Annotated in this window: 16 protein-coding genes and 2 pseudogenes; 11 read left to right on the plus strand and 7 right to left on the minus strand. The window is 53.3% G+C overall.

All coding sequences use genetic code 11. The features are described 5' to 3' along the window. Positions 1-166: 166 nt before the first annotated feature. The gene (locus tag AABA21_RS38585; RefSeq protein WP_338258389.1) at positions 167-1768 is read right to left on the minus strand and encodes a DUF7405 family protein; all 1602 of its coding nucleotides are present in this window, start codon (positions 1766-1768) and stop codon (positions 167-169) included. A 496-nt stretch (positions 1769-2264) separates the two neighbouring features. Further along, positions 2265-2891: a TetR/AcrR family transcriptional regulator gene (locus tag AABA21_RS38590; RefSeq protein WP_338258390.1), complete on the minus strand. Its 627-nt coding sequence runs from the start codon at positions 2889-2891 to the stop codon at positions 2265-2267. A gap of 132 nt (positions 2892-3023) precedes the next feature. On the opposite strand from AABA21_RS38590, the pseudogene AABA21_RS38595 reads away from it, so the two are divergent. The 3 genes and pseudogenes from AABA21_RS38595 to AABA21_RS38600 all read left to right on the plus strand — a co-directional run. Beyond that, positions 3024-3545, plus strand: a pseudogene (locus tag AABA21_RS38595) (SDR family NAD(P)-dependent oxidoreductase); the annotation flags it as partial. Positions 3546-3706: 161 nt separating this feature from the next. Beyond that, positions 3707-3787: a hypothetical protein gene (locus AABA21_RS39630; protein WP_420917255.1), complete on the plus strand. Its 81-nt coding sequence runs from the start codon at positions 3707-3709 to the stop codon at positions 3785-3787. A 111-nt stretch (positions 3788-3898) separates the two neighbouring features. Continuing rightward, a complete protein-coding gene (locus AABA21_RS38600) occupies positions 3899-5155 on the plus strand; it encodes a cytochrome P450 (RefSeq protein ID WP_338258392.1) in 1257 nt (418 codons plus the stop codon). Positions 5156-5262: 107 nt separating this feature from the next. On the opposite strand, the gene AABA21_RS38605 is transcribed toward AABA21_RS38600, so the two are convergent. Beyond that, positions 5263-6315: a sensor histidine kinase gene (locus AABA21_RS38605; RefSeq protein ID WP_338258394.1), complete on the minus strand. Its 1053-nt coding sequence runs from the start codon at positions 6313-6315 to the stop codon at positions 5263-5265. Positions 6316-6679: 364 nt separating this feature from the next. On the opposite strand from AABA21_RS38605, the gene AABA21_RS38610 reads away from it, so the two are divergent. After that, a complete protein-coding gene (locus tag AABA21_RS38610) occupies positions 6680-8869 on the plus strand; it encodes a PAS domain S-box protein (RefSeq protein ID WP_338258395.1) in 2190 nt (729 codons plus the stop codon). 167 nt (positions 8870-9036) lie between these two features. Here the strand turns inward: AABA21_RS38610 and AABA21_RS38615 are convergent, their stop codons facing one another. Continuing rightward, positions 9037-9687, minus strand: a complete 651-nt coding sequence (locus tag AABA21_RS38615; RefSeq protein ID WP_338258397.1) for a PsbP-related protein — start codon at positions 9685-9687, stop codon at positions 9037-9039. Between the two features lie 249 nt (positions 9688-9936). Beyond that, on the minus strand, positions 9937-10497 hold the full coding sequence (locus AABA21_RS38620) for a TQO small subunit DoxD (RefSeq protein WP_338258398.1): 561 nt from the start codon (positions 10495-10497) through the stop codon (positions 9937-9939). Between the two features lie 288 nt (positions 10498-10785). Between AABA21_RS38620 and AABA21_RS38625 the strand changes: the two genes are divergently transcribed. From AABA21_RS38625 to AABA21_RS38645, 5 genes are all read left to right on the plus strand, one after another. Beyond that, positions 10786-11601: a class I SAM-dependent methyltransferase gene (locus tag AABA21_RS38625; RefSeq protein ID WP_338258400.1), complete on the plus strand. Its 816-nt coding sequence runs from the start codon at positions 10786-10788 to the stop codon at positions 11599-11601. Positions 11602-11751: 150 nt separating this feature from the next. Continuing rightward, complete coding sequence (locus AABA21_RS38630) at positions 11752-12510, plus strand: N-acyl homoserine lactonase family protein (protein WP_338258402.1); 759 nt, start codon at positions 11752-11754, stop codon at positions 12508-12510. Positions 12511-12736: 226 nt separating this feature from the next. Next, positions 12737-13114 carry a P-loop nucleotide/nucleoside kinase family protein gene (locus tag AABA21_RS38635; RefSeq protein ID WP_338258403.1) on the plus strand — a complete coding sequence of 126 codons (378 nt, stop codon included), beginning with the start codon at positions 12737-12739 and terminating at the stop codon, positions 13112-13114. Further along, the gene (locus AABA21_RS38640) at positions 13102-13299 is read left to right on the plus strand and encodes a hypothetical protein (RefSeq protein WP_338258404.1); all 198 of its coding nucleotides are present in this window, start codon (positions 13102-13104) and stop codon (positions 13297-13299) included. The genes AABA21_RS38635 and AABA21_RS38640 overlap by 13 nt, the downstream gene beginning before the upstream one ends. A gap of 195 nt (positions 13300-13494) precedes the next feature. Next, entirely contained in the window at positions 13495-14172 is a 678-nt protein-coding gene (locus tag AABA21_RS38645) for a hypothetical protein (RefSeq protein ID WP_338258405.1), read from the plus strand. 91 nt (positions 14173-14263) lie between these two features. On the opposite strand, the gene AABA21_RS38650 is transcribed toward AABA21_RS38645, so the two are convergent. After that, positions 14264-14860, minus strand: a complete 597-nt coding sequence (locus tag AABA21_RS38650; protein WP_338258407.1) for a hypothetical protein — start codon at positions 14858-14860, stop codon at positions 14264-14266. 876 nt (positions 14861-15736) lie between these two features. On the opposite strand from AABA21_RS38650, the pseudogene iscB reads away from it, so the two are divergent. Together iscB and AABA21_RS38660 are read left to right on the plus strand one after the other, a co-directional pair. Beyond that, positions 15737-17060, plus strand: a pseudogene (iscB, locus tag AABA21_RS38655) (RNA-guided endonuclease IscB). Further along, on the plus strand, positions 17061-22088 hold the full coding sequence (locus tag AABA21_RS38660) for an NACHT domain-containing protein (protein WP_338258409.1): 5028 nt from the start codon (positions 17061-17063) through the stop codon (positions 22086-22088). A gap of 64 nt (positions 22089-22152) precedes the next feature. Here the strand turns inward: AABA21_RS38660 and AABA21_RS38665 are convergent, their stop codons facing one another. Next, a complete protein-coding gene (locus AABA21_RS38665) occupies positions 22153-23940 on the minus strand; it encodes an ATP-binding protein (RefSeq protein ID WP_338258411.1) in 1788 nt (595 codons plus the stop codon). Between the last annotated feature and the right edge of the window lie 60 nt (positions 23941-24000).

A 24000-nucleotide genomic window follows, 5' to 3' on the forward strand; every position in this document is an offset into this window, starting at 1 on the left:
GGCGGAAAAACCTCTTTTTCATCGTACTAGATGAGTGCAAGTTGGAGTGTCCCCTTTCCAGGGGATCACGCTCGAAATCAACAACCTCAACTCTTTTCCTCCCCAGACATGAGCTTTGCCTGGGAGATGACGGAGAGCAGAGGAAGTCCGTCAAGCCTGGCTAATGTCAGGCGAGAAACTCAGCGAGCGGGAAGGAGCGATGGCTACGGGATGGGACCAGGTAGTTCTGCCGGTGGGTCGTGAACAGGACCGAGTTGATGCCGGCGTGGGGGGAGCGCGGTGTGACGGAGAGGGTCTGATCGGAATAGTGGCCGTCCATCGCGAGCCGGACGCGATTGAAAATTGCAATCGTCGGCTGGAACATGATGAAGTGCATTCCGGTGGCGGGCGTGCTGCTGTAGTGATCTCCGGTCGGGTCGGAGGTGTAGTGGAATGGATTATCCACCGTATTGAAATCACCGCGCACGGGGATGGTCGTTCCCGTGGGGTAGTTCACGCCGTAATTGCTGGTCGTCGGCGCTGTCGTGCTGTCTACCGGCGCCATGCTCCCAGTGTGACCGTAGGCGTGGTACTGGTGGACCCCTTGCACCACATTGGCCTCACTTTGACCTGGCGGATTGAGGGTGAGAGTTCCCGGCGCAGGCGAGAGGCCAGGCTGCAACATCGCCTGGACGCGATCAGCATACGTGGGGAAGCCCTGCCCGTACCAGGTAGCCAGATCTTCAAACAGGTGCGAGAGGTGCATGGTGGTACCGCATTTGAAGTACCCATTGGGCCATTGGTCAGTTTGGCCCGGTATGGTCTCCATACTCGGAATATTGCCCGGAGCCTGATTCGCCTGTAATGTTGTGGTGAAGCCGAGGAAGACCTGAGCGTGAGGAGGGATAGACTCCGCGCCGGGAATATTCGCCGCCAGTGCTACCTTGCGCGGGATGCTCTGTTGCCCATAGAAACCTCCCCCCGTGGAGCCCCGGCGAATACTGGTCACATTGAATAAGCTGCCAGCCTGGTTGCTTGCCGTCCCGAAGATAGTATTAGTGGCCGCCAGGATATTGTCCAACGAGTCGCTGCGCAGAACTACAGCCACATCATTCTGCTCCAGCCGGACCGGGCCAAAGCCGGGAGGGGGCTGGTCACTCGGGAAAGTCCTGGCCTCCTGGACCGCATACACCTTCTGTTTTTGTTTCTGAGATGTTGCCAGGTCAACTGGCATATAATCCGGGTAATGCGTTCCAGCCTTGAAAAAGCTCGAAGATTTCCCCAAACTGGGGATATAGTGCTGGAAGTACGGGAGTCCCCAGGCTACCAGGATGTCCACTCCGGTGGAAGCCGTAGGTGGAAATTGCTGTTCAAGACCCTGAAGAACGGACTCCAAATGTTGCTGCGCTTCCTGCAAGGCCTTCGCTTTCGCCGGGACGTTTAATGTCGCAGTGATGATATGGTTGTGGAGAGGATGGACCACAACTGGAATCGTGCCAGGGCCGCCGTCGCTTAGACCTGAACCATTAACGTTGACGATGCGGGTACTCGGGACAATATATTGTTCTTGCGGTAAAGATTGGCTGCTCGGTAAAGGTTGGCCGTCCGCGAAAGCAACCTGCTCGGGCTTTTGAGCAAGATTATCGATGAACTCATAGAAGACGCCGGCAGAGGCCAGTGCCATGCTGAGGGTGCGTCCCGTCTCTGCAAGAAACTCTCGTCGACTCAGTTCCTGGTGATGTTTTCCGCGTTGCTCTCCAGCAAATACATTTTCTTTGTCATTTGTCATGAAACACCTGCTCCTTGATTCTTGCTGTCCCCTTGATAGTGACCCACACATTCGAGGCAGCAAGATTACCTTTGCGAGGAAGGCAGCTTTCCTGTTGAGTTCAGATCCTGTGGTGGTTGATGATCCAATGCCCTGGCTCGCTCGTTTTTGGATCTTTTGAACCATGGACTTACGCTCCATAGGGTGGCTTCTATGCGGTGACAATGCCTTTCCGTTTCCAGCCTTGTTTATGGAGGGGCTAGACGAGCAAGCGTCGCCCTCGCACCAATCTTTTGAAGATGGTGTGGTTGGTTCTTGTTCATATCCCCTTCTATCGGCTTTTCATTTCACTCCTGTAGGATCTCTATTATCTTTCGCACTCAGTCATGCTTAGGAGAAAAGGAGCTCAAACTGATGATCTTTCAGCCGTAATATGTTTGATTCTTAGAAGAAGGTGCCAGACCTCTGCAAATGTGGTATCCCGGCGTACCTGTTCAGTGATCTTTAGCAACGGTATCTAGATATGCCGGAAAAGAGACGAGAAAATGTCCAGCTGCTTACGTAGCAAAGAGAGCAGGTCTTGCTGTGCTTCATGCTCTAGCCAGGCGATGAGAGCCAGGCGAAAGGCTGCCATGTAGATAGCCACCAGGGCGTCTATCTCCTCCTGGTTCGCGGTGTTTTCCAGGCGAGTGTATAGCGCATGGGACATCGTTGTCTCACCTTCCAGGAGCGCGTAGACATAAAACGATGCGATAGAGGGTGTCTGCACAGCCACCCGGTAACGAATGAGAAAACTCTCCCGCTGTTGTTGATAGCGATTGGCCATGTATTCCAGCGTTGCTTTCAAGGCGGTGCGTGGAGTCTCTATGGGAGCAGCATGCTGAAGAAAATGGACACCTTCGGTTAGCGTTGCCTTCGTGGGTCCAAAGAGCACCTCTTCTTTCGAGGCGAAATGGCGAAAAAAGGTGCGCGTAGACATCATGACAGCCTCGGCAATGTCCTGAATAGAGGTTTGCTCATATCCCTGTTGCTGAAAGAGCCGTAAGGCCGTTTCGGCAATCGTGGTTTGCACGAGCTGTTTCTTACGCTCACGCAAACTCAAGAGCTGGATAGCATCGCTTTGTGAAGAAATTATGTCACTCATTTTCCTTTTTGCTCCTGTTGACTTATGTCATCTGATGGCCATACAATACAAAATAGCAATAATGTCAATAGAAGACAGTATAGCTGATCTCTCGCTCTAGCGCGAGTGGTCTTTTTTCTGGAGGAACACACTATGCGTTTTGAACAACAGGTCGCCTTAGTTACCGGAGCTGCGTCTGGCATTGGCCGGGCGCTGGCCCAGCGTTTTGCGGCTGAGGGAGCCGCCGTGGTTGCTGTCGATGTCGTTGAAGCTCCACTGCAAGCCCTGGTCGCAGAACTGCGGCAGCAAGGAGTAAAGGCGACGGCCTGCACTGCTGATGTCTCGTCCGACGCGGATGTGGAAGCTATGCTCGCCACCGCTACCTCAACCTATGGGCGCCTCGATATTCTGTGCAACAACGCTGGTATTATGGATCTGATGACGCCTGCCGCCGATGTCCCGCTTGACTTATGGGAGCGGGTGCTGGCGATTAACTTAACCGGACCTTTTCTCGCCTGTAGGCGAGCGATCCCTCTCTTTCTGGAGCAGGGAGGAGGAAGTATTGTCAATACCGCTTCCGAGGCTGGTTTACGTGGAGGCGCCGCCGGAACCCCTTACACGGTCTCCAAACACGGGGTGGTAGGTCTAACCAGGAGCATTGCTTTCCACTATGGTGAGCGCGGTATTCGCTGCAACGCGGTCTGTCCTGGAGGCGTTGCTACCGCTATAGGGATCGGAAGGGGAGCCCCCAGTGAGACTGGTATGGCGAAAGTTCTGCCCTTCGTGCAGGCAAGCTCGCCATCGCATATGCTCAACCTGAAGAACTGGCGGCGGCTATCGCCTTTCTCGCCTCAAAGGATGCCAGTTATCTCAACGGAGCGATTCTGCCGGTAGATGGTGGGTGGTTCGCCGCCTGATGGCCCAGGCAGGAAGTCCAGATAGCCTTTCTCTGACCGTAATGAAGCATTAAGAAGAAAAACGGCCCTCCCAGCCACAGGTGGGAAGAGTCGAGAGATTGGAGTATAGAGATGAGCCAGGAGCAGATACCATCCAGGAATGAAGCCAGCGAGGAGCAGCTTCCCTCGTACCCTTTTCCTTTTGCTGATCATAGCCTGGAGGTTCCTCAGGAATATGACCACCTGCGCCAGCAGTGTCCGGTCGCCAGGGTGCACATGCCCTATGGTGGAGATGCGGTTGTCCCCACCCGTTACACAGAGATCGCCCAGGCGTTTGCCGATCCAAAATACGGTGCCATCAAGGCATCCGACGGAGATGTGCCTCGCCTGGAAGCTGGCGCCGTGACCGGATCGGACGAGTCGGGTCCCGCCACCATTTTTAGCGTCTCCGATGCGCGTCATAACAAACTGCGCCGTGTGATTGGACCGGCCTTTACCGTGGCCGCGGCCAACAAACTGCGTCCCCGCGTGGTTGAAGTCACCCAGGCGCTGGTGGATGAGATAGAGCGCTCCGGCCCCCCGGTGGATCTCTTTGAGGATTATGCCATCCAGGTGCCGATGACGGTATTGTGTGAGATGCTGGGTATTCCGCAGCAGGAAGAGCAGCTCTACCGTGAATCCGCGCGTGTAATGATTTCGACAACGGCCTCGCTGCAGGAAAAACAGATGCAAGGCATGAAATTGGTGCAGTATCTTACTCCCATCATTCAGCAAGCGCAGGCGAATCCCGGTGACAACATACTGGGTCTGCTGGTTCGTGCTCAGCAAAAGGGGGATGAGGTCATGACGGCGCCTGAAATGTATGGCTTTGCCATGGCGATTATCGGGGCAGGTTTTGAGACCGTCAGCACCACCTTCACAAATTCGGCCTTTATTCTTCTGCAGCAGCCAGAGCTCAAAGCACAGTTACGGGTGCACCTGGAACAGCCCGATCAACTGTCGAAGGCTATCGAGGAAGTGCTGCGCGTCACACCGATCGGCCATGGCCGGCCACGTATCACGCGAGAGTCGGTACAGCTGGGTGATACCACACTGCCTGAAGGGGAAGTGGTCTTTCTGGCCCCGCACGCTGCAAACTATGATGACTCCGTGTTTCCCGATCCTCGGACGATTCGCTTTGATCGCGATATGCAACCCATTATGAGCTTCGGACGCGGCATTCATGCTTGCCTGGGACAACAGATCGCGCGCATGGAACTGCAGGTGCTCTGGCAGACGTTGCTGACCCGCCTCCCCGCTGTTCACCTGGCGGTCGCACCTTCAGAGGTCCCCTGGCGAGAGAATGACGCGCTGACCTTTGGACCCGCGCATCTGCCCGTGGCCTGGTAGTCTGAATGCACTTTTCGACCACACAGAAAAACGTAGCCGTGTTCGTTTTTCTGTGTGGTCGAAGGGACCCTCTCTGCATGGAGGACTCCTTGAGTATGTGTCACCTCTCATTTTGAGATGGGAATTTGTACAAAGCAGGTGAAGCCCTCTCCCTTAAAGGATTGTACCCAGATATGTCCACCATGTTGCTTGGCAATTTCTTTACTCATCGTGAGGCCAAGTCCCCATCCTTCTCTGAACATGATTTCAGCGTAGGGGGTACGATAAAATGGCTCAAAAAGATGTTCTTGTTGTTCCTGAGAAAGCTCAGGAGCATCATTATGAACCCGGAGCAGTGCATGGGAAGGTTCCAGGCTCAGGTTTATATGGACCATGGTGCCTTCTTGTGAATACTGAATGGCGTTCCTCATGATGTTAGTGACAAGCTGAGAGAGTCGTTCGCTATCAGCTTGAAGGATGACTGGAGAGGAAGGACGCTTGAACTCAAGAGAACGCCCCGAAATTGTGCGCAGATTCTCGACGACTTTACGGCAGAGGTCTCCAAAATCGCATCTACTCAGCCGTAACTGGACCTCTCCCGAACGGAAGCTACTAAGATCAATCAACTCGTCAATTAATATGTTCATGCCGCGAGCCTGACCCTCAATCAATTCAATATCTTTCTTCCAGGGGAGCGATGCTGTCGCTGGTTCCTTTAATTTGTTCAGACGGCGCAATGCGAGTTGTGCCTCCCCTAAGATCGTCGTAAGTGGAGTTCTCAATTCGTGTGCCGCGCGTGTGACAAAGTAGTCCTTGAGGTGGTTGGCTCTCTCAAGTTGTTGGTTGGTAACGGCTAGTTCCTCGGCGGAGGATTGTAGCTTTCGCCGCATGCGCAGGACTCGTCTGTACTGTACTTCATGCTGGGCCGCCAGAAGAGCTATAATGACTTGCGCAAATATGAAAGGGCCGAAGAGCATGAAATCGCTCGCAATATTCCAGGTAAGGAAGTGATATTGAGGAATAACGACGAAGAAGACAAAGGTAAGCAGTCCAAGTATCAGGGTAATGAGCGCGGGGCCAACGCCCCAGAAGAATCCAACGAGAACTGTTACAAGACAAAAGGGAGCCCAGATAAAATGAGGGGGGGTCATCAAACGGTTTGCCAGCAGGGCAACGAGCACAAAGAAGAGTCCGGCTACATAGCCAAAGAGGACCTGATGCCCCCAGGGGTAGCTCCCGTCAGCCGTTGTTCTGAGATGCCAAAGATGCGGTTTTTTTCCTCCGTCCATTGTAGTATGTCGCTCGCTAGCTATCTACCCCTCCTGCATTGAGCTGTGTAAATATTTTACATTTATAGTGGGGAAGAAGGACTACTTTTTTTCTAAAACGTTCTCGATGGGAGTGAAGTTTCACTGGATATATGTTGACTACATGAGCTTGCGTAGTGCTCAAATATATCACATCATTCTAGTATATCTGGATGGAGAGTAGGGAAGCGTCTTTCTTCCCAGGGATGGGGCCGGTGAAAGGGATAGCTGCTGCATTATGGCTCTTGACAAACGGACCCGGGGTGTCACTTCTGCGTCGCGTGATACGCTCATACAGATCCTTGAGACGCTTCCTGATGCTTTGTATGTCATTGATAGTGACGCGAGGATTGTCTATGCCAATGAGCGAGCGCAGGTCCTGGCTGGATCTTCCCGAGAGCATATATACGGCAAGGTGTTGTGGCGCCATGTTCCTCAACTGACAAGTCCGGCGCTCTACCAGGCTGTCCAAAAGACCATGCAGACGCGGGAACCAACTGAAGTGGCGTATATTTCTCCTGCCACGAACCTCCGGCTGCACGCTTCTCTCTCTCATACAGATGAAGGTCTCTCGATTTTTATCCGTGAAGACAGTGATCCACAGCACCTTCAGGATTTCTATCGGCAGGACGAACAGATATATCGGAATCTGCTGGAAGGCTTCGTTGGCGGAGTGATGATCTTGACGCCCGAAGGGCTGATTTTGGACATTAATCAGCGTCCCCTGGTAGATGCACGCATCCAGCGAGAGAAGGTGATTGGCAAACCGTTCGCCGATCTGCCTGCGTGGTCCTATGACCCTGCTGTCCAGCAGCGATTGCGGGCCGCAATTGAGCGAGCTGGCAAGGGAGAAAACGTGCAATTTGAGGCCAGAATCCATCCACGAGATGATTTGTATCTGGATATTTTGACGACGATTACCCCTCATTATAATGGCCGCCAGCAGGTTGTGTATTTGATCTGCGCAGGTCAGGATATTACTGAACACAAGCAAATTGAAAAGGAACTGCGTGCACTGGTTGATGATATCCCCCAATTTGTCTGGATGGCAGGACCCGATGGGGCGATTACCTATAACAATCAGCGCTTGATCGACTATCTGGCAATGCTGCATGAACAGGCAGAGGGGAATGGCTGGATGGTGGCAGTACATCCTGATGATCTACCAGGAGTACGGAAGTTATGGCGTTCCTCCGTCCGCAAAGGAGTGCCTTATGAAGTAGAACATCGCCTGCGCGACGGTGCCAGTGGAGCATATCGCTGGTTTCTGGTGCGAGGTGTGCCGCAGAGAGATGCACGAGGCACGATTCGTTCCTGGATCGGATCGTGTACGGACATCGATGAGCAGAAGCGTATTGAGGAAGCCCTGCGTCAGAGCCAGGAACAGGCCAATGTCTTAATGAGTTCCTCAATTATCGGGATCAATATCAGTGAAGGTGAGCAGATTGTGTCCGCCAATGATACCTTTCTGCGCATGACCGGTTATACGCGCGATGATTTGCGTAATGGAAAAATAAACTGGATGCACATGACACCTCCAGAATATGTGGACCGAACGCGACAAGCACATCGGGAACTAGACACCCAACCGGCAATGACGCCCTATGAGAAAGAGTACATCTGTAAAGACGGGAGTCACCTGCCAGTAATTGTCGGGCGAGTCACATTGCCATGCAATCCATCTCAGGGGATCGCCTTTGTGTTGGACAATACGGCCCGCAAGGAACTGGAACGACGTAAAGACGACTTTATCAATATGGCCAGCCACGAACTGGGGAACCCGCTCACGGCTGTGAAGATGCAGCTCTCCTTAATGCGTCGGCAACTCACAAGGCAGGGGCTCCAGGTTCCGGTTTCGGCTTTTTCCCTGATGGAGACGCAGCTCAATATTATCAGCCGGCTGATTGATGAGCTGCTGGACGTCTCCAGGATCCAGAACGGGAAGCTGGAGTACCGGCGGGAGATGGTGGACATTGATGAACTCCTACATGAGATCATCGATACGTTGCAGCAAATCAATCCAGATCACACCATTCGGGTATCTGGTACAGCAACGATCAGGTTGATGTCGGATCGGGACCGATTGGGACAGGTCTTCACCAACCTGATCAGTAATGCTATCAAATACTCTCCCAACGCAGAGACGGTCGAGATCGATCTCGACGCTTCATCAGAGACGATCACCATTCGTGTGCATGATCATGGCCTGGGTATTCCGCGCGAACAGTGTGACAAGATTTTTGAGCGCTTCTATCGGGTATCGACTCTTAGGCAGAAATCGATACCCGGTCTGGGCATGGGATTGTACATTGTAGCCGAGATTGTCAAACATTATGGGGGAGTGATCAGCGTGGATAGTGAAATTGGGAAAGGTTCCACCTTTACGGTTACCCTTCCCATCAAGGATGCCTCCGATTCACATTGTTGAATTGAACGTATCGGGCGTGAGCCCCGAACGTACGGAGCATTTATTCGTCTTCGGGAGAGGCGAACTGTCGCCGCGCCTCGATCGAGGGGATAAAGAAAGGGCGAGAACGCAGCATGACATCTCGTTGTGTGTGATGAGTTCTCGCAGGGAAGCAGGCAAGGCCGCTTCTACACGGCTGGTTGGTTGGTGAAGTGAAACGACTGTATCATGGGCTGGAAATATTGTTCTTCGCTGATACTTTGATTATCGGCGGACGAGTAGGTCATGATATAAAAGACGCCATACTGTGGGTGGACTGCTCCCCATAAGGTGTAGTACACGGGGTAGGTGTCATTGTCGGCGGTATAGTCACCTCGAATGCTTTTTTGTTGCCAGGTGAGACCTCCGAAAGTGGTCGTCGGGGAGGTCGTGGTATCCTCGACATTGGTCAGCGGCTCAGAGACGGATTTGATCTGATTGTCCATTCCGACTTTCAGATTGACCTGCAGATCACTGCTCAGAGGGCCGGAGGCGAAAATCGTGACGTCATCGGAGTCGCCTGGCGCGGTGATCGTGATCATGTTGAAGCGACCTTCCTTTTTGTCTTTGACCGTCCATGCTTTTGGATACGAGAGGCTAAAGTTGTGATTGGTATAGATCTGCTGTGGAACTTCCGGGGTTGGCGTCGGAGTTGGAATGCTTTTTGTAGGTGTTGAGGTTGGGACAGGCTGATGCTGCATTGCCGTAGCTGAATCGGCGCATCCAGCCAGGAAGGCAAGACTTAAGAGCAGGCAGAGGCAGCAAATCACAGAGAACTGCATTCGGCGAGAGAAGAACATGCAAGATTGACCTTTCTAGGAAAACGAACTCATAGGGAAATAGCAATATAGGTATATATAAATATAGAGAAAGAATATAGATGAGTATAACAACATTCTTTTCTATTGTCTAGAGATAGGATAAAAGGGCTAAAAGGGGCCTTATCCTTTGTGGCTGATTATTATCCGCAGCTAATGCACTATGCGCTACTGATCAAGGCATCGTACAACTGGCTACGCCATCTGTACGATGCCTTTTACCATGCCTGATTATAGACCTGTCGTAACTTTGTCAGGCACGGGGATATCTTTCGTGGAGGCCAACGACGTGTGCGGGGTTGATGCAAGGAAATGGAGAGGACCGAGTTTAGGGAGAAGGTAGCGATCGATGCTATAGTAGCGGCTATCTGTGGCAAAGAATAAGCTGGCGAAGACAAAGGCATAGACAATAGCGGTGCCAATGTCGGTCGCGCCAGCACGGTAGGGGCCCCCAAAGCCTTCGGCTGCTGACCAGATGCCCAGTGAGAGAATGAAGCCGCAGATATAGGTGAGATTGTTGAAGAGTCCTAGAATGAGCGCCAGAGCGAGGGCCGTCTCGCTGATGGCGATGATATAGCCGAACAACTGAGGATTCATCTGGACAATGTTTGCCCACAACGTTATCCAGGTCTGCGCGATGGGCAGCTGCCCTTGCATATGGTGAGTGAAGTAGTGAGGGACATTGTTGATGAAGCCGGGTTGCCATTTGTAGATGGCGGCGATAGCCCAGAGTAGCCCAAAGGCAATACGTATGAGACCCATAGATTTCGTCCACCAGGATGATGAAGCCATAAATTTCTCCTATCTAGAGAGGAAAACGAAACTGTAATAGATGTATGATTTCTTTATATACGATATTAATGCTAATGATAACATATTGTGATGAAAGATAGATGAATTCATGAAAATAATAATTAGAATTATTTAATGTGAAAAGTCAACAGAGCTGCTGTTTATGCATAGATTTTAAAAAGGATGAAAATATAGAAAGAAGTTAGAGATAGAACAAGGGTGACAGGATAGGTTAAAATATCAGCGAATCTAAAGTTTGAGGAATGAAAGTGAGGGTATATTCTTTTTATGTCAGACACGATAGATCAACGCTACCTGCTGGATAAGCAATATCATTCAGCGGTAAATCTGGATGCGCGGATACGCTTGCATGAGCGTTTCAGCACCAACCGTACGGACTGGCAACGCTGGGTGTTTGAGCAGTTTGATATTCCTGATGGCAGTCGCGTGCTGGAATTGGGTACAGGTTCGGGGCAGTTGTGGGTGCACAACCTGGATCGTATCCCGGGCGGCTGGCAGGTTACGCTCTCTGATTTCTCGGAGGGTATGCTGCAGGACGCGAGGAAGAATCTGGTAGAGAGCCCTGAGCGGTTTCAATTTCAAGTCATAGACATCCAGGCGATTCCTTTTCCCGACGACTACTTCGATTATGTAATTGCCAACCACATGCTCTATCATGTGCCGGATCGCCAGCGTGCCTTTAGCGAAATCCGGCGTGTGCTGCGGCCGCAGGGGCGTTTCTACGCCGCCACCAACGGGGAAGCTCATCTGCGCGAGATCGAGCACTTCTCCACGCGGGCCGGGATAGCGGCGGGTGGCATCATGGGTGCGCAGCCGCGATCCATCTTCAATCTACAGAATGGAAGCGAGCAGATGGCACCCAGGTTCAGCCAGGTCGAGAGGCGCTTATTTGAAGGGGATCTTGCCGTCACCGAGGTAGAGCCTCTGGTCGCCTTTATCCTCTCGGGCCGGGCGCCCGGCAGCGTCAGTGAGGAGCAGTTACGGTCCCTGCGTGCTCTTTTGACAGAAGAGCTCAAAGCTCATGGTGTCATTCATATAGCCAAAGAGACCGGGCTCTTTATCGCTTCGGGTGTGAAACACTAAGTCAGCGTGGGTTAGCGACGCGACATAAATCTATGCTGAAAGCATGCCAATGCCGGGAGGTATGCTTTCAGCATAGATTTATGCTTTTGCTGGTTATGCGGGTCTGCTATACTTTTGGGGATAATTGGCGAATGATGAAAGGATAAACGTATGGCCAGTAGTTCAATGCGTCCACAGCGGCTCTATCTGATGCAGGTAGCAGTCATGAAGGTAGGTCCCTTTACATTGCCGGTGCCGTGTTACCTGATCCAGACAGAGGACGGCAAAAACATCTTGATTGATAGCGGTTTATCGCTGGACATGGCAAGATCGGGAGGGAGTGAGGTCGTGGTAGAGGATAGCCTGGGGCGCGGCATGACCCTTGTATATGGGAAGAGTGTGGTTGAACAGCTGGCCATGATTGGGGTGCGACCTGACGACATCGATCTGCTCATCTGCACGCACTATGACGACGATCACGCGGGCAATCTGGGTATCTTCACCAACGCCAGACTCATTGTCCAGCGCCAGCATCACGAGATCGCCAGCGCCGGACACCCGCGTTTCGCGGCCACGCGCTCCCAATGGGATCAGCCCGCTGAGCGCTACCAGCTGATCGACGGAGACGTGGAACTGCTGCCCGGAATCGAACTGATTGAGACCAGTGGACACGTACCCGGTCACCAGGCGGTGCTCGTAGACCTGCTGCACAGTGGTCTCGTGCTGCTGGCCATTGATGCCGTTGCGCTGAGAGACCACTTCACAGCCACGCGGCCGGTGGGCCCCACAGACGCCGATGGAGAGGGGGCCATCGCCAGCACGCGCAAGCTGCTGGAACTGGTCGAGAGGAAGCACATTTCGCAGGTTATCTTTGGGCATGATCTTGCCCAGTGGGAGACGCTCAAGCAACTGCCGCAATTTTTTGCTTGATCGCGGAGATCTCGAACAGGGGACGGGGCCGCAATCGCTGTTGCTCGCGGCCAGGCGACCGTTGAAGGTCGCCGCTACGATTACGTTCCATTTTGGATTGGGCGTTGCATGATATCTTTATATTGATTTGGGTTGGCATTAAGAGGGAAGATACGGTAATATAATGTGGCTGAGAAAAGAATAGGATGACGTGATGAGGTACTTCACGGGAAAGTGAATTGTGAGAATGGGAAAGCCCACATTGATTATCGTAAATGGCCTGCCCGGCAGTGGCAAGACGACCTTATCCAGGCGATTGGCGGCGGATGTGCCGCTGCCGATCTTCTCCAGGGATGGCATCTACGAGACCCTTTATGATGCTCTGGATTGTAACAGTCATGGGATGCCGCCGCTGCTGGCAAAATCTACGTTTACGCTGCTGTATTACGTTCTGGGATCGGTGCTGGCTGGAGGCCAATCAGTCATCGTCGAGGGCTTTTTGGGCGGCCGGAGATCAGGGGGGCCGAGTTCCGAGAACTGCAATGCAAGCACGATTTTGAACCGCTGCAGATCCTATGCCAGGCAGATGGCGCCGTCCTCGTTGAGCGCTTCATGGCACGCATAGGTGCGGAGGGTCGGCACGGCGGGCATCCAGATGTAGAATGGTTGGAAGAAAACAAGCAGCGTCTTATGCAGGGTCGTCTCACGCCGATGCCTCTGGACGGCCAGATCGTCGAAGTTGATACCACCACGCCCGACAGTTTGAACTATGACGACCTGTTCCAGACGATACAGACCGCCATTCGATGACAAGGTTTCTTTGGAAATAGCTGTGCCTTGTGGTAAAATAATAAAAATTTTATCACTGATGGACACAGCTTCCTTTCCCTTTCCAGCAGTAACATGTCTCCCTGTCTTTAAGATGGAAAGATCCTGTGAAAACGGGGAGCTTAGCCAGCTACTTGTACTGCGGGTTATAGCTGAGGAATCCGGGCGGTACAGAAAATGACGACAACGACACTTGATATTTTTGTTGGCATCCTCCAGAAGCTATTGGATGCCGGAACCATAGTCAGCGTAAACACAACGATGGAGTTTGAAGATTATGTTGATGAGGACAAAGACGACGCCATACCTGGGGCCGATCCGTCAGATATTTCATTTCGCGTCTGGAAAAAAATAGAGCTGGCAGCAGAGCAACGCGTTATGGTGGACGGGCGGCTCATAGACGATATAGAGGATGTTCTTTTTGAACTCTCCATATCGCCGTCTGACTGCGACATTGAGCGCTTCTGCAAGCTTATCACCGAACTGGCCGATGCGGGCCACATTGTCCAGGCAAAAGTGGGAGAAGATGAGGTACGCATTCTGGAGCTTGAAGCATTGGGCGCAGGGAAATTGAAGGCACTCTACATTTTTATTGAAGATGCCGAGCGCTCGCTGGATGTCGACGAAAACCAGGACCAGGATATCGAAGATACCTTCTATCATGAGAGCGACGAGCTCACCTACCTGGCAGATTTTTATGTTACCTACGACGAAGAAGAGGCGCGTTTCCGCCTGTATCCTCCCGGCTTTAATGAGGACCTGGAGGATGCCGTAGACCTGTATCAACGCATATTTTTGCCACGCATGAGGGCGGCTCGCGCCTACGGCGAGGTTCCCGGCCTCATTTATCATTAATGCATTCAATTTTATGTATGAATATTGCGTGGCTTGAAGTCAGAGCCGGATGAAAGATCCGGGGGAGATCATTCCCCCGGATCTTGTTATTTTAGGGTTGAAGCTGGAAGCCGGTATGGGTATTGCGGAAGAGGATGGTATTGGGGCCGATATGGAGCAGCATATCGGGGTAGCGGGTATGGGTGGAGGAGGTAAACTGCAGCGTAATGGGAACGAGTTCAACATGGGAGCCCGTGAGGCGAGGCCCGATAAAGATACGCGCATGAACCGGATCGTTGCCGGGAAGCTCAATAACCTCGATCTGGCCTTTAATATTGAGCGCGACAAAATGGCTTGGCTGGCCCGTCTGCTCGTGGCCGACAAAAGCGTCGGTTTGAAAGGTACGCGGTCGGCCATAGTGCAGATCATCGCTGGTGAGCGAGATCCAACCTCCCAGCCACTGTGCCAGCAGGATGGTGAGCAGCGCGATCGCCATCCCCAGGCCAACCAGTGTCGCCAGCGAGGCCGATGGGAAGCGCGCGGCCATGCGCAAGAGTATAGAAGAGCCGGGTAGTGAATGAAACCATGCACGCTGGCGCCTGCCAAGCTGCTGAGAAGCACGAACCCAGGCCGGGATATCTGCCTCTGCATAGGAATAGATTGGACGATGGCGCAAGGCGCTCCGAGGGAATCCCATGGATGAAGACATATATGTGCTCCTTCGCGAATGGATGCATCGGACCCATTCCGTGAATGGGTTTTACTTTTGTGTTACTGGTCAGCGTGAGCGCCCCTGCACGGGCGTCTGCTGCGCGGCCGCACTAATATTAAGGTATGGCAGCCGGGGCGCATCCGCGCTCCGGCTGCCATACCTTTAAACAGGTAGATAGGTGTTGAAGACGCGAAAACATATATAAGTTATAAATGTGAACATAAGTGTCAGGTACTTCTCTGATAAGAAAAGTATAGTTGAGGAGAGCATAATTTGCCTAGCGGGTTATCCACACGTTGCTGACGAATGCTGTGGATGACTTGTGGAGAACTCGCTTATGCTGTGGATAAGATCAGAGAGGACAGGTGAGAGCCCCCGCACGGGCGTCCGCTGCGCGGCCGCACTGATCTGGTGTGTTGGCGCCTGGGGCGCGCATCTGCGCGCCCCAGGCGCCAACACAAAACGGACACGTTGTGACGGGCTATAAAGATATTGGCAAATATATTGAAGTGTATGTTAAAATTTATGGAATAAATAGCATTTTTAGATGTAAGAAGAAATTGCTGGCAATATTATGCAGCAATATTGTAATTGAATATTTTGCATGGAGGGACGTTTGACCGTCAGGGACCCCACGCATAAATGCGGGGGCTTGTGAAAGCAAGCCCGCACCTGACCAGTCTCAGCCTTGAAATAGAGGCTCCGTTCGGGAGGAAATAGGTACGGCAGGGTGCATGCCAGCCCTGCCCGCTACGGTCAGCCGTTAAACATCTGTACGGGGTGAAGGACGTGCGGTTGACGCCAAACCCTCTCGAACATTGACGAGGCACACATTACCCCGGCAACGGGAGGCTCTGAAAGGAGCAATCAACGATGTCCTCTGTATTCCTGCTTGATACCACAAAGAAGCCACTTAACCCGGTTCATCCGGGAGAGGCACGACGCTTATTGTCACAAGGAAAGGCCGCTGTGTGGAGGCGCTTCCCCTTCACGATCATCCTGAAAACCGAAGTTGTTGAACCGGTTGTCCACCCGTTGCGTCTCAAGCTCGATCCAGGCTCCCGAACGACGGGAATCGCGCTTGTCAACGATGCGTCAGGCCAGGTGGTCTTTGCCGCTGAACTCTCGCATCGGGGACAGGCCATTAAAGCCAGCCTGGATGATCGCAGAGTCGTTCGACGCTCGCGGAGACGACGTAAGGCCCGCTATCGCCAAGCGAGATGGCAGAATCGTCGAGTCCCCAAAGGGTGGCTTCCCCCATCCTTGTTCAGCCGTATCGCCAATGTGCTGACCTGGGTCAAGCGACTCTCACGACTCTGTGCCATCACCGCGATGAGTATGGAGTTAGTCCGCTTCGACATGCAACTGATGGAGAACCCGGAGATCACAGGCGTTGAATACCAGCAGGGGACGCTCATGGGCTTCGAGGTGAGAGAATACCTGCTCGAGAAGTGGGGGCGCACGTGTGCCTACTGTGGAGCGACGGATCGTCCTTTACAGGTTGAGCACATTCACCCGCGTGCCAACGGTGGCACGAACCGGATAAGCAACTTGACCCTGGCCTGTGAAAAGTGCAACACAGCAAAGGGGGCCCAGGATATTCGGGTTTTCCTCAAGAAGAAACCCTCCGTCCTGGAGACAATTCTGGCGCAGGCACGCCATCCGCTCAAGGATGCCGCTGCTGTGAATGCAACGCGGTGGACGCTCCTGGATCGACTCAAAGTGACGGGGGTACCGGTAGAAACCGGTTCGGGCGGACTGACCAAGTTTAATCGGTCCCAGCGCAAGATGGCCAAGACGCATTGGGGTGATGCAGCTTGCGTTGGCAAAAGTACCCCGGAGGTGTTGAAGATCGATCAGATCCATCCATTGCTCATTCGGGCGACGGGACATGGGCGACGACAAATGTGCGTTACCGATAAGTTCGGTTTTCCCAAGCAACACAAAGGCCGAAAAGGGACCTATCTCGGGTACCGGACTGGTGATATCGTCAAGGCGGTCACGCCGAAAGGGACGTTTCAGGGGCGTATCGCCATTCGCTATCGACCATCATTCATTTTAGGGAAGATCGATATTCATCCGAAATATATGCGCCGTCTGCATCGGGTAGATGGTTATGAGTACCGCTACGGAAGGAGTGCGTGATGCTCCTCCCCATGGGTCAACCGAGGGGGACCCGCATCACGCGAATTGTTAGATGGATGATTATCAGCAGTTGAGGGGCAATTATCTAAACGAGGTTATAAATACCTTCACGCAGGGGTTACGGGCGCTACCAACGGACGCGGTGACGCGGGTAAAGAATTTTCTGGTGGAGTATCTCGGGAAGCCAGCACAGCCGGTTCCATTTGGAGGACGGGAACGCGACTTCCAGCAACTGGATGGGTGGCTTGCAGATGAGCTTGCGGCCCCTTATTTGTTGTTGGCGGCGCCAGCGGGACGGGGAAAATCGGCACTGCTCCTGCGCTGGTGTCTGCAATTGTTCAAGCGAAACGGACTGGCGATCGTCTACTTCCCAGTCAGCATTCGCTTTCGCACCAACCTGGCGATCGTCACCTTTCCCGCGCTGGCGACGCTGCTTGCCACTCTGCATGGAGAGCAGATCCCGCAAGATCCCAATCTATCGGAAGAATTCTGGCGTAATCTGTTCAGGGATTACATAGCGCGTCCGCTCCCCGATGGACGCAGGCTCTTGCTGGTGCTGGATGGGATAGACGAAGCGGCCGACTGGAGCGCTGGTCCCGGGCTTTTTCCCGACAGGCCACCAGAGGGTATACGTATTATCCTATCAGCGCGTTCGCTGGCCAATGACCAGGGAGCGGACAGCTGGCTGCAGCGTCTGGGGTGGACGCGAGCGGGACTGGCCAGGACTCTGGAACTCATGCCACTGGACCGTTCAGGGATTGCCAATGTTCTGCAGCAGATGGGTTTTCCCCTGGACCTGCTGAGCGCCCGCTTCGACATCATCGCCGAGCTTTACCGGCTGAGCGAAGGCGATCCTCTACTCATCAGGCTCTATGTGGACGACCTGTGGAAGCGCGGCGACGCGGTCATGCACTTCACACAGCAAGACCTGCGGGCCATCCATCCCGGCCTGGAGGGCTACTTTGAGCGTTGGTGGAAGGAGCAGCGCCAGCTATGGCAGCAGGAAGCGCCACAGCGGGAAGCGGCGGTCCAGCTCGTCTTAAATCTGTTGGCCTGCGCACTGGGTCCGCTCAGTAAACGAGACATCATAAGCCTGGTAGTAAAGGACGCTCCATTTAGCCGTGACGAACTGGAGCAGCACCTATCGCCGCTGGCCCGTTTCGTCACCGGCGATGGTATCCACCAGGGATATGTCTTCAGCCATCCGAGGCTGGCAAACTATTTTTATGAAGAACGGCTCAGCGCAGCCGAGAGGCAAGACGTCGAGCAGCGCTTTCTGGACTGGGGGGCGCACACGCTGGCGGCCCTCAACGAAGCTCGCCTCTCGCCTGAACGAGCTTCACCCTACATCGTGCAATACTATGGTGCGCACCTGGAGCGGGCGCAGTCCGACGCCGCCACCCTGCTCACCCTGGTTAGCGATGGCTGGCGGCGTGCCTGGGAAAAGCTGGATCGCGCCCAGGCCGGTTTTCTGGGAGACGTAGATCGCGCCTGGCGGGCCATAGAACGGGAAGATCGAGCTGCCGCCCAGGATGGGAAGATCGCTCCCTATATTGGAGGAGAAGTCCGCAGCCTGCTGTGCCAGGTCAGCATCAACAGCATGACCAGCGGCATCTCGGCGAAGCTTATGTTAGAGGCGGTCAAGACAGGTACCTGGACGCCCGCGCAGGGCCTGGCCTGCCTGCGTCTGATTCCTGACCTGGCGACGAGGGGGCTGGAGCTGGTGGCCCTTGCCCCTTATGTACAGGAACCGGTGCGCACAGACATCCTGCACGAAGCCTTCGACACTGTCTTGAGCATCAAAGACGAATACGCCCGCTTTGACGCCATCATCGCTATGGCCCCCGGCCTATCAGAAGACCTGCTCTTCCAGGTTCTGGATGCCGCACGGGCCATCGAAGACGAAGCCGACCGAGCCGGTATCCTGGCCGAACTGGCCCCCCGTCTGGCCGCGTTTCCAGCATTGCAGGAAAACGCTACCGAGCTGGCGCAAGAGATCGAGGACGAAGAGTATCGCGCCTTAGCCTATGAGGGGTTCGCCGCACATAGCAGTTCGGCGCAGCGGCAAAAGCTCTTAGAACTGGTCGGGGAGATTGCGGAAGAAAGGTACAGGATTCCTGTGCTGATCGCACTGGTGCCCCATCTGCCAGAAAATGGTTTGCTCGCCATCCTTCAGCAAGCCAATGATATCCTGGATGGTCTGGCCCGCATGCGCCTGCTGACCGAGCTCATCATCTACCTGCCGCAGCCATGGAGGGCAGAAGCGCTCGCGATGACCTGGGAACTGGAGCGAAACATTGACGATCACGACTATCGCATTGAAGCACTGATCAAGCTTGCCCCCTATTTAAAAAGTAACGAGAGTAACGAGGGCAGTCAGCTCAAGCTTGCCCTGCGAGAGGCTCAAATGCTCTGGGATGAAAGAGCAAAGGGCCAGCTCCTAACGGCGCTGATTCCGCACATACCTGACGAACTGCTGCCCGAATTGCTCCAGGTCGTACTGGCGATGAAGAGCGACGAAGAATGTGCCGCCATCTTAGTGACGCTCCTGCCGCGATTAAAAGAAGAGCAGATAGAGCGCGTACTGGATCGAGCACAAAACATATGGGATGAAGGATGCCGGGCCAACCTGTTGGCCGTGACAGGCTCCTATCTCCCCGAAAAGCTTGTCTCACGCTGGCTCGAAGTCCTGCGCACCATCGACGATCCAGGCTACTGCGTCTGGGTACTGGCGGAAGTCGATGATCCCCTGCAGAGTATGTTAGTGGGCATGCAATACGATATCAGCACCATCTTTCAGGCAATGACAGATCGGGAAGAGCGGCTGCAGACCCTGCTAGCCATCGCGCCACGCCTCTCTGACGAAGCCCTGGCGAGATTGTTCAGTTTCATGCTGCCCGAAATCTTTGACTTCACCTGGAGGGTACACAGTGAAGAGCGCAGCGCCCACATCCTGACCAAACTCGGACGGCGGCTCCCTCCCGAGCGTCTGAACCGGGCGCTAGAAACCACAGCAGGCTTCTTCAACGAAGCCTACCAGGCGCAGGTACTGACAGAACTGGCCCCGCGTCTACATGGTGGCTGGCTTAGCAAAGCGCTGGACATTGTAAGAGGGATGAAAGGGAGGGACAAGCGCGCCCAGGTCCTGGAGGTACTGGCCTCCTCCTTGCCAGAAGAGCGTAAAGGCGAGCGTGTCCAGGAGCTTCTCCAGGTGCTCCAGCTGATCAAAGATGAAAAGGAGCGTACCGACTTTATCATTGCCTATCTGCACTGGCCGGACACAATGTTAGCACTGGAGCAAGAAAGGATGATGCTGGACGCGATACAAACACTAAATGAGTCCCGTCATAGAGCACGAAGCCTGGAAGCGCTGGCACCCCACCTGAGTTCGAAGTCATTTGAGCGTGTCCTGAGCAGCGTTGAACACCTGGGTTCAGAAGAAGATCAAGCGCAGGTTCTGGAAGCGCTGGCACCATACGCTCCAGAAGGTGCATTTGCGACCTTTTTACGTCTGCTATTTACGCTCCAGCATCCTCACTGGCACACCACCATACTGGCGAAGGCAGCGCCCCATCTAGAAGAAAAAACGATTGATGGTTTGATGGAGATGGCGTTCCTGGTACCAAACCAGCAATGGCGAGAAGAGCTTCTAGAAGCACTCGCTCCATATATACCAGACGCATATTACCGCTTTGCCTGGGAGAGCGCGCTGACCATGCAAAACCGGGGGAGGCAACTCACGATTCTGCGAGCACTGGCGCCTCGCCTAGGAGACAGCAAGGTATCAGTAGCATGGTGGGATGCCATCATAGCTGATGAAGCACAGAACGAGCAATGGTGGCTATTAAGGGTGCTGGCACCGCACTTTCCAGAAGCCACTTTCATGCAAGCATGGAATGCGGCATTAGATATTGATGACGCATCAATGCGAACGCAGGCGCTATACACACTGGCTCCGTATCTACGTGATGCACAGATAGGACAGATCGAGCAGGTTGTTGCGGTGGCAAACAATTCCCGCTTCTACTGGGGATTGTTAGAGAGGCTGGCGCCACGGGTGCCGGAAGAGTACATGGCGCGTTTCTTTACACTTGTCCAGGGCATTACCCAGGAAGAGCTGCGTGTCCAGGCCCTGATAGGGCTTCTCCCACGCTTACCATCAGAGCTCTGGCCACAATTATGGGAGGAATTATCAGAATTACGGACGGAGCGATCGATAGCCAGGCTCATCGCCGCTATGCTGCCTTATGTCTCGAACGAGGTTCTGCCAGCGATCTGGGAAGGGATACGAGCCATGAACAATGCAGAACAATGGATGCTAGCGGCTACAGCTTTTCGGCCATACGCGAAGCAAGAACAGGTGGCCGCAATGGTAAGGACCGTGCTGACGCTCCCATATGATAACCAGCAGGTCAGCATGTTAGAGGAACTGGCACCATATCTGACGGAAGCGCAGAAGATAGAGGCTATCGAAGACTTGCTCGCGCTACAGGAGCAAGAAAAGGATGCTGGTCCACCGGAAATGGTCAATTGGAATAACCAATGGCGAGCGAAGCTACTCACCATACTGATAGCTCATCTATCCCAACACATAGCTACATGGCTTCCCACTCTGCTGGTGATGTTGCAAGCGACCAGGATAGAAGAAGATCAAGCCTGGATCATAGGGAGGTTGCCTGCTGATCTGCCTGATGAATATATAGAAAAGGTAGTGGAGATCATCTGGCCGATGACTAGCCGCTATTATCAGATGGAGGCCATGAGGTGCCTACAACAATCTTCGAGTGGAGCCGGGCGTACAAAGATACTGGAATTAGCGCTGGAGCGGATGCGCAAGACAGGAGAGGCTGAGATTGCCATACTGGTGTTGCGAGAAGCGCACGGTGCTCAGGAGCGGAAAGAGCGAACCTTACTCTATCTTTTATTGAATGAAGCTCTACATCTGTTGGGGCATCAGACGAGGAGGGAGGTGCTGCCACTTCTCACTGCATTGTTTGCAACGATGCTGACGACTGGCGACCAACGCGCAGTGCAGGAAGCAGGAAAAGCTGTTTTGGAGATTGGTTCATGGTGGCCCTAAACGCGGTATGTTGGGTATTAATCATAGGAGTGAAAGTGATGTAAATCAACCTGGCAGCATAAACTTATTCTTGTGCTTGAATAATGGGGATAGTAAACCAGAAGGTTGCTCCCTGACCAGGATGGCTCTCGAGGCCGGTAGAGCCATGGTGTAACTCAATGAATGCGCGACACAGATACAGTCCCAGTCCCAGGCTCAGATCCAGTTCATGTTGAACCGAGAGCCCGGTTGAGCGATAGAAGCGCTGCCAGATCAAATCCTGTTCCTCGTATGGAATGCCCCAGCCTTGATCCTGTACCTCTACACGAGCTACGGCATCCTGGACGCAAAGGTAGATTGAGACCGGACGATCCAAAGGTGAATAGGCATCTGCCTGTCTGAGAAATGTATCCACGACACGTTTAATGCGCGAGGGTTCAGCCATAATCATGGGTGGTTGGTCGGCAACGGCCAGATAGAGCTGGAAATTTCGCTCAGGGGCGCCAGCCTGTTGCTCTGCTACGGTTGTTTTGACCAATTCTTGAAGATTGCAGGGGCGCAACTGCAGTGTAAGTGCCTGGGTTTGAATGCGTGAATCGTCAAGCATATCATAAATCATGCGCTCTTGAATGCGAGCTCCCTGCAATATATTGTCCAATACTTGCATCATATTTGCCTGATAGAGGTGCCACTGCTCAACGGATTCCGGCATTGGCTCACGTTGAAAGCGCCGCTGCGCCAGCTGCAGATTACCCATCAGGATAGTCAACGGCGTAAAAAGCTCGTGACTGGCCAGATCCAGGAACTCATTGATGCGCTGATTCGTCTCACTCAACATCTGTTCACGAGCCTGGGTGCGAGAAAGCTGGGTCTGTAAATGAAACTGCCTGAGAATGAGAGAGATCAGGAGTGCCATGGCTCGAACGAGCTCAATTTCCGCAGAAGAATAGCGAACGTAGCGACCATTTTTAGCCAGTACCAGACAACCGAGGACCTGATCGAACACAAAAAGCGGAATGCACAGCATCGTCTGTGGTCCCATATTCATGCGTAAATCGTGATGGATCGGAAGTTCATCTCGCTGCACCACCAATATCTCATTGGTTAATAGGCGAGCCAGGTGTGCGGTACTAATGAATTCTGAAAGTGGGCACGTCGCAGCAGCCTGATGGCGTGCGGCTTCCTGTTCCCGCGTAAAGCCACTCATCGCCACAAAGCGCACCTGATCTTGTGCCATATCGAAGGTAAGGAGCCAGGTATAATCGCAGGCCAGGTGAGAGCGCAACAGATCGACGATAGACTGGGTAATGGCCTTCATATCGGAAGACGCGATCAACTCGGCCGCCAGATGAACGTCTGAATCCTCGACCTCACCGATAGGAAAGAGACCCATCAAGGCGAACAGGACCTGAATAATCTGCTGTGTTCTTTTCTCATTTTTCTGTTGTTTTTGTTCCAGGTGCATCAGGCAAATGCCATGGCGCAATTGCTGTGGCGAATGAAGGGTTGGGGCGCAATAGAGATCCACACAAACGACCTTGCCATGAGGTTGTTGGATAAAAACATGATGGGGTTTGGCTGGAACCGATTCCTGGTCATGTAAAGCGTGAAGGAGTACGTCATCGGCATTATCTGAAAGAGGGACCTGTCCACTATCATCTTTTACAAGATGTAGATATTCTCGATATGAATGACCCAGGCAATCGGTGCCAGCGGCAAGGCCTAAAATATGGGTGGCAGCCGTATTCATAAATACGATATGGCTAAGCTCGTCATAGATGAATGCACCGTCAGTGATAGAGCTAAAAATTGCATGAAAGTCCTTCTCCTGATACTTTTTTCTTTGCGTTGCCGATATATTGTGGTCTGGCATCGTATTTTTCGCTTACCTTTGTATTGCATATATCTATGGAGCTTGACATATGGTGAACTG

Source organism: Dictyobacter halimunensis, from assembly GCF_036245075.1.

Excerpts from the sequence above, each read along its gene's own strand:
- AABA21_RS38585 (WP_338258389.1), bottom strand. The coding sequence starts at position 1,768 with ATGACAAATGACAAAGAAAATGTATTTGCTGGAGAGCAACGCGGAAAA.
- AABA21_RS38590 (WP_338258390.1), bottom strand. The coding sequence starts at position 2,891 with ATGAGTGACATAATTTCTTCACAAAGCGATGCTATCCAGCTCTTGAGT.
- AABA21_RS38600 (WP_338258392.1), top strand. The coding sequence starts at position 3,899 with ATGAGCCAGGAGCAGATACCATCCAGGAATGAAGCCAGCGAGGAGCAG.
- AABA21_RS38610 (WP_338258395.1), top strand. The coding sequence starts at position 6,680 with ATGGCTCTTGACAAACGGACCCGGGGTGTCACTTCTGCGTCGCGTGAT.
- AABA21_RS38615 (WP_338258397.1), bottom strand. The coding sequence starts at position 9,687 with ATGTTCTTCTCTCGCCGAATGCAGTTCTCTGTGATTTGCTGCCTCTGC.
- AABA21_RS38620 (WP_338258398.1), bottom strand. The coding sequence starts at position 10,497 with ATGGCTTCATCATCCTGGTGGACGAAATCTATGGGTCTCATACGTATT.
- AABA21_RS38625 (WP_338258400.1), top strand. The coding sequence starts at position 10,786 with ATGTCAGACACGATAGATCAACGCTACCTGCTGGATAAGCAATATCAT.
- AABA21_RS38630 (WP_338258402.1), top strand. The coding sequence starts at position 11,752 with ATGGCCAGTAGTTCAATGCGTCCACAGCGGCTCTATCTGATGCAGGTA.
- AABA21_RS38635 (WP_338258403.1), top strand. The coding sequence starts at position 12,737 with ATGGGAAAGCCCACATTGATTATCGTAAATGGCCTGCCCGGCAGTGGC.
- AABA21_RS38640 (WP_338258404.1), top strand. The coding sequence starts at position 13,102 with ATGGCACGCATAGGTGCGGAGGGTCGGCACGGCGGGCATCCAGATGTA.
- AABA21_RS38645 (WP_338258405.1), top strand. The coding sequence starts at position 13,495 with ATGACGACAACGACACTTGATATTTTTGTTGGCATCCTCCAGAAGCTA.
- AABA21_RS38650 (WP_338258407.1), bottom strand. The coding sequence starts at position 14,860 with ATGTCTTCATCCATGGGATTCCCTCGGAGCGCCTTGCGCCATCGTCCA.
- AABA21_RS38660 (WP_338258409.1), top strand. The coding sequence starts at position 17,061 with ATGGATGATTATCAGCAGTTGAGGGGCAATTATCTAAACGAGGTTATA.
- AABA21_RS38665 (WP_338258411.1), bottom strand. The coding sequence starts at position 23,940 with ATGCCAGACCACAATATATCGGCAACGCAAAGAAAAAAGTATCAGGAG.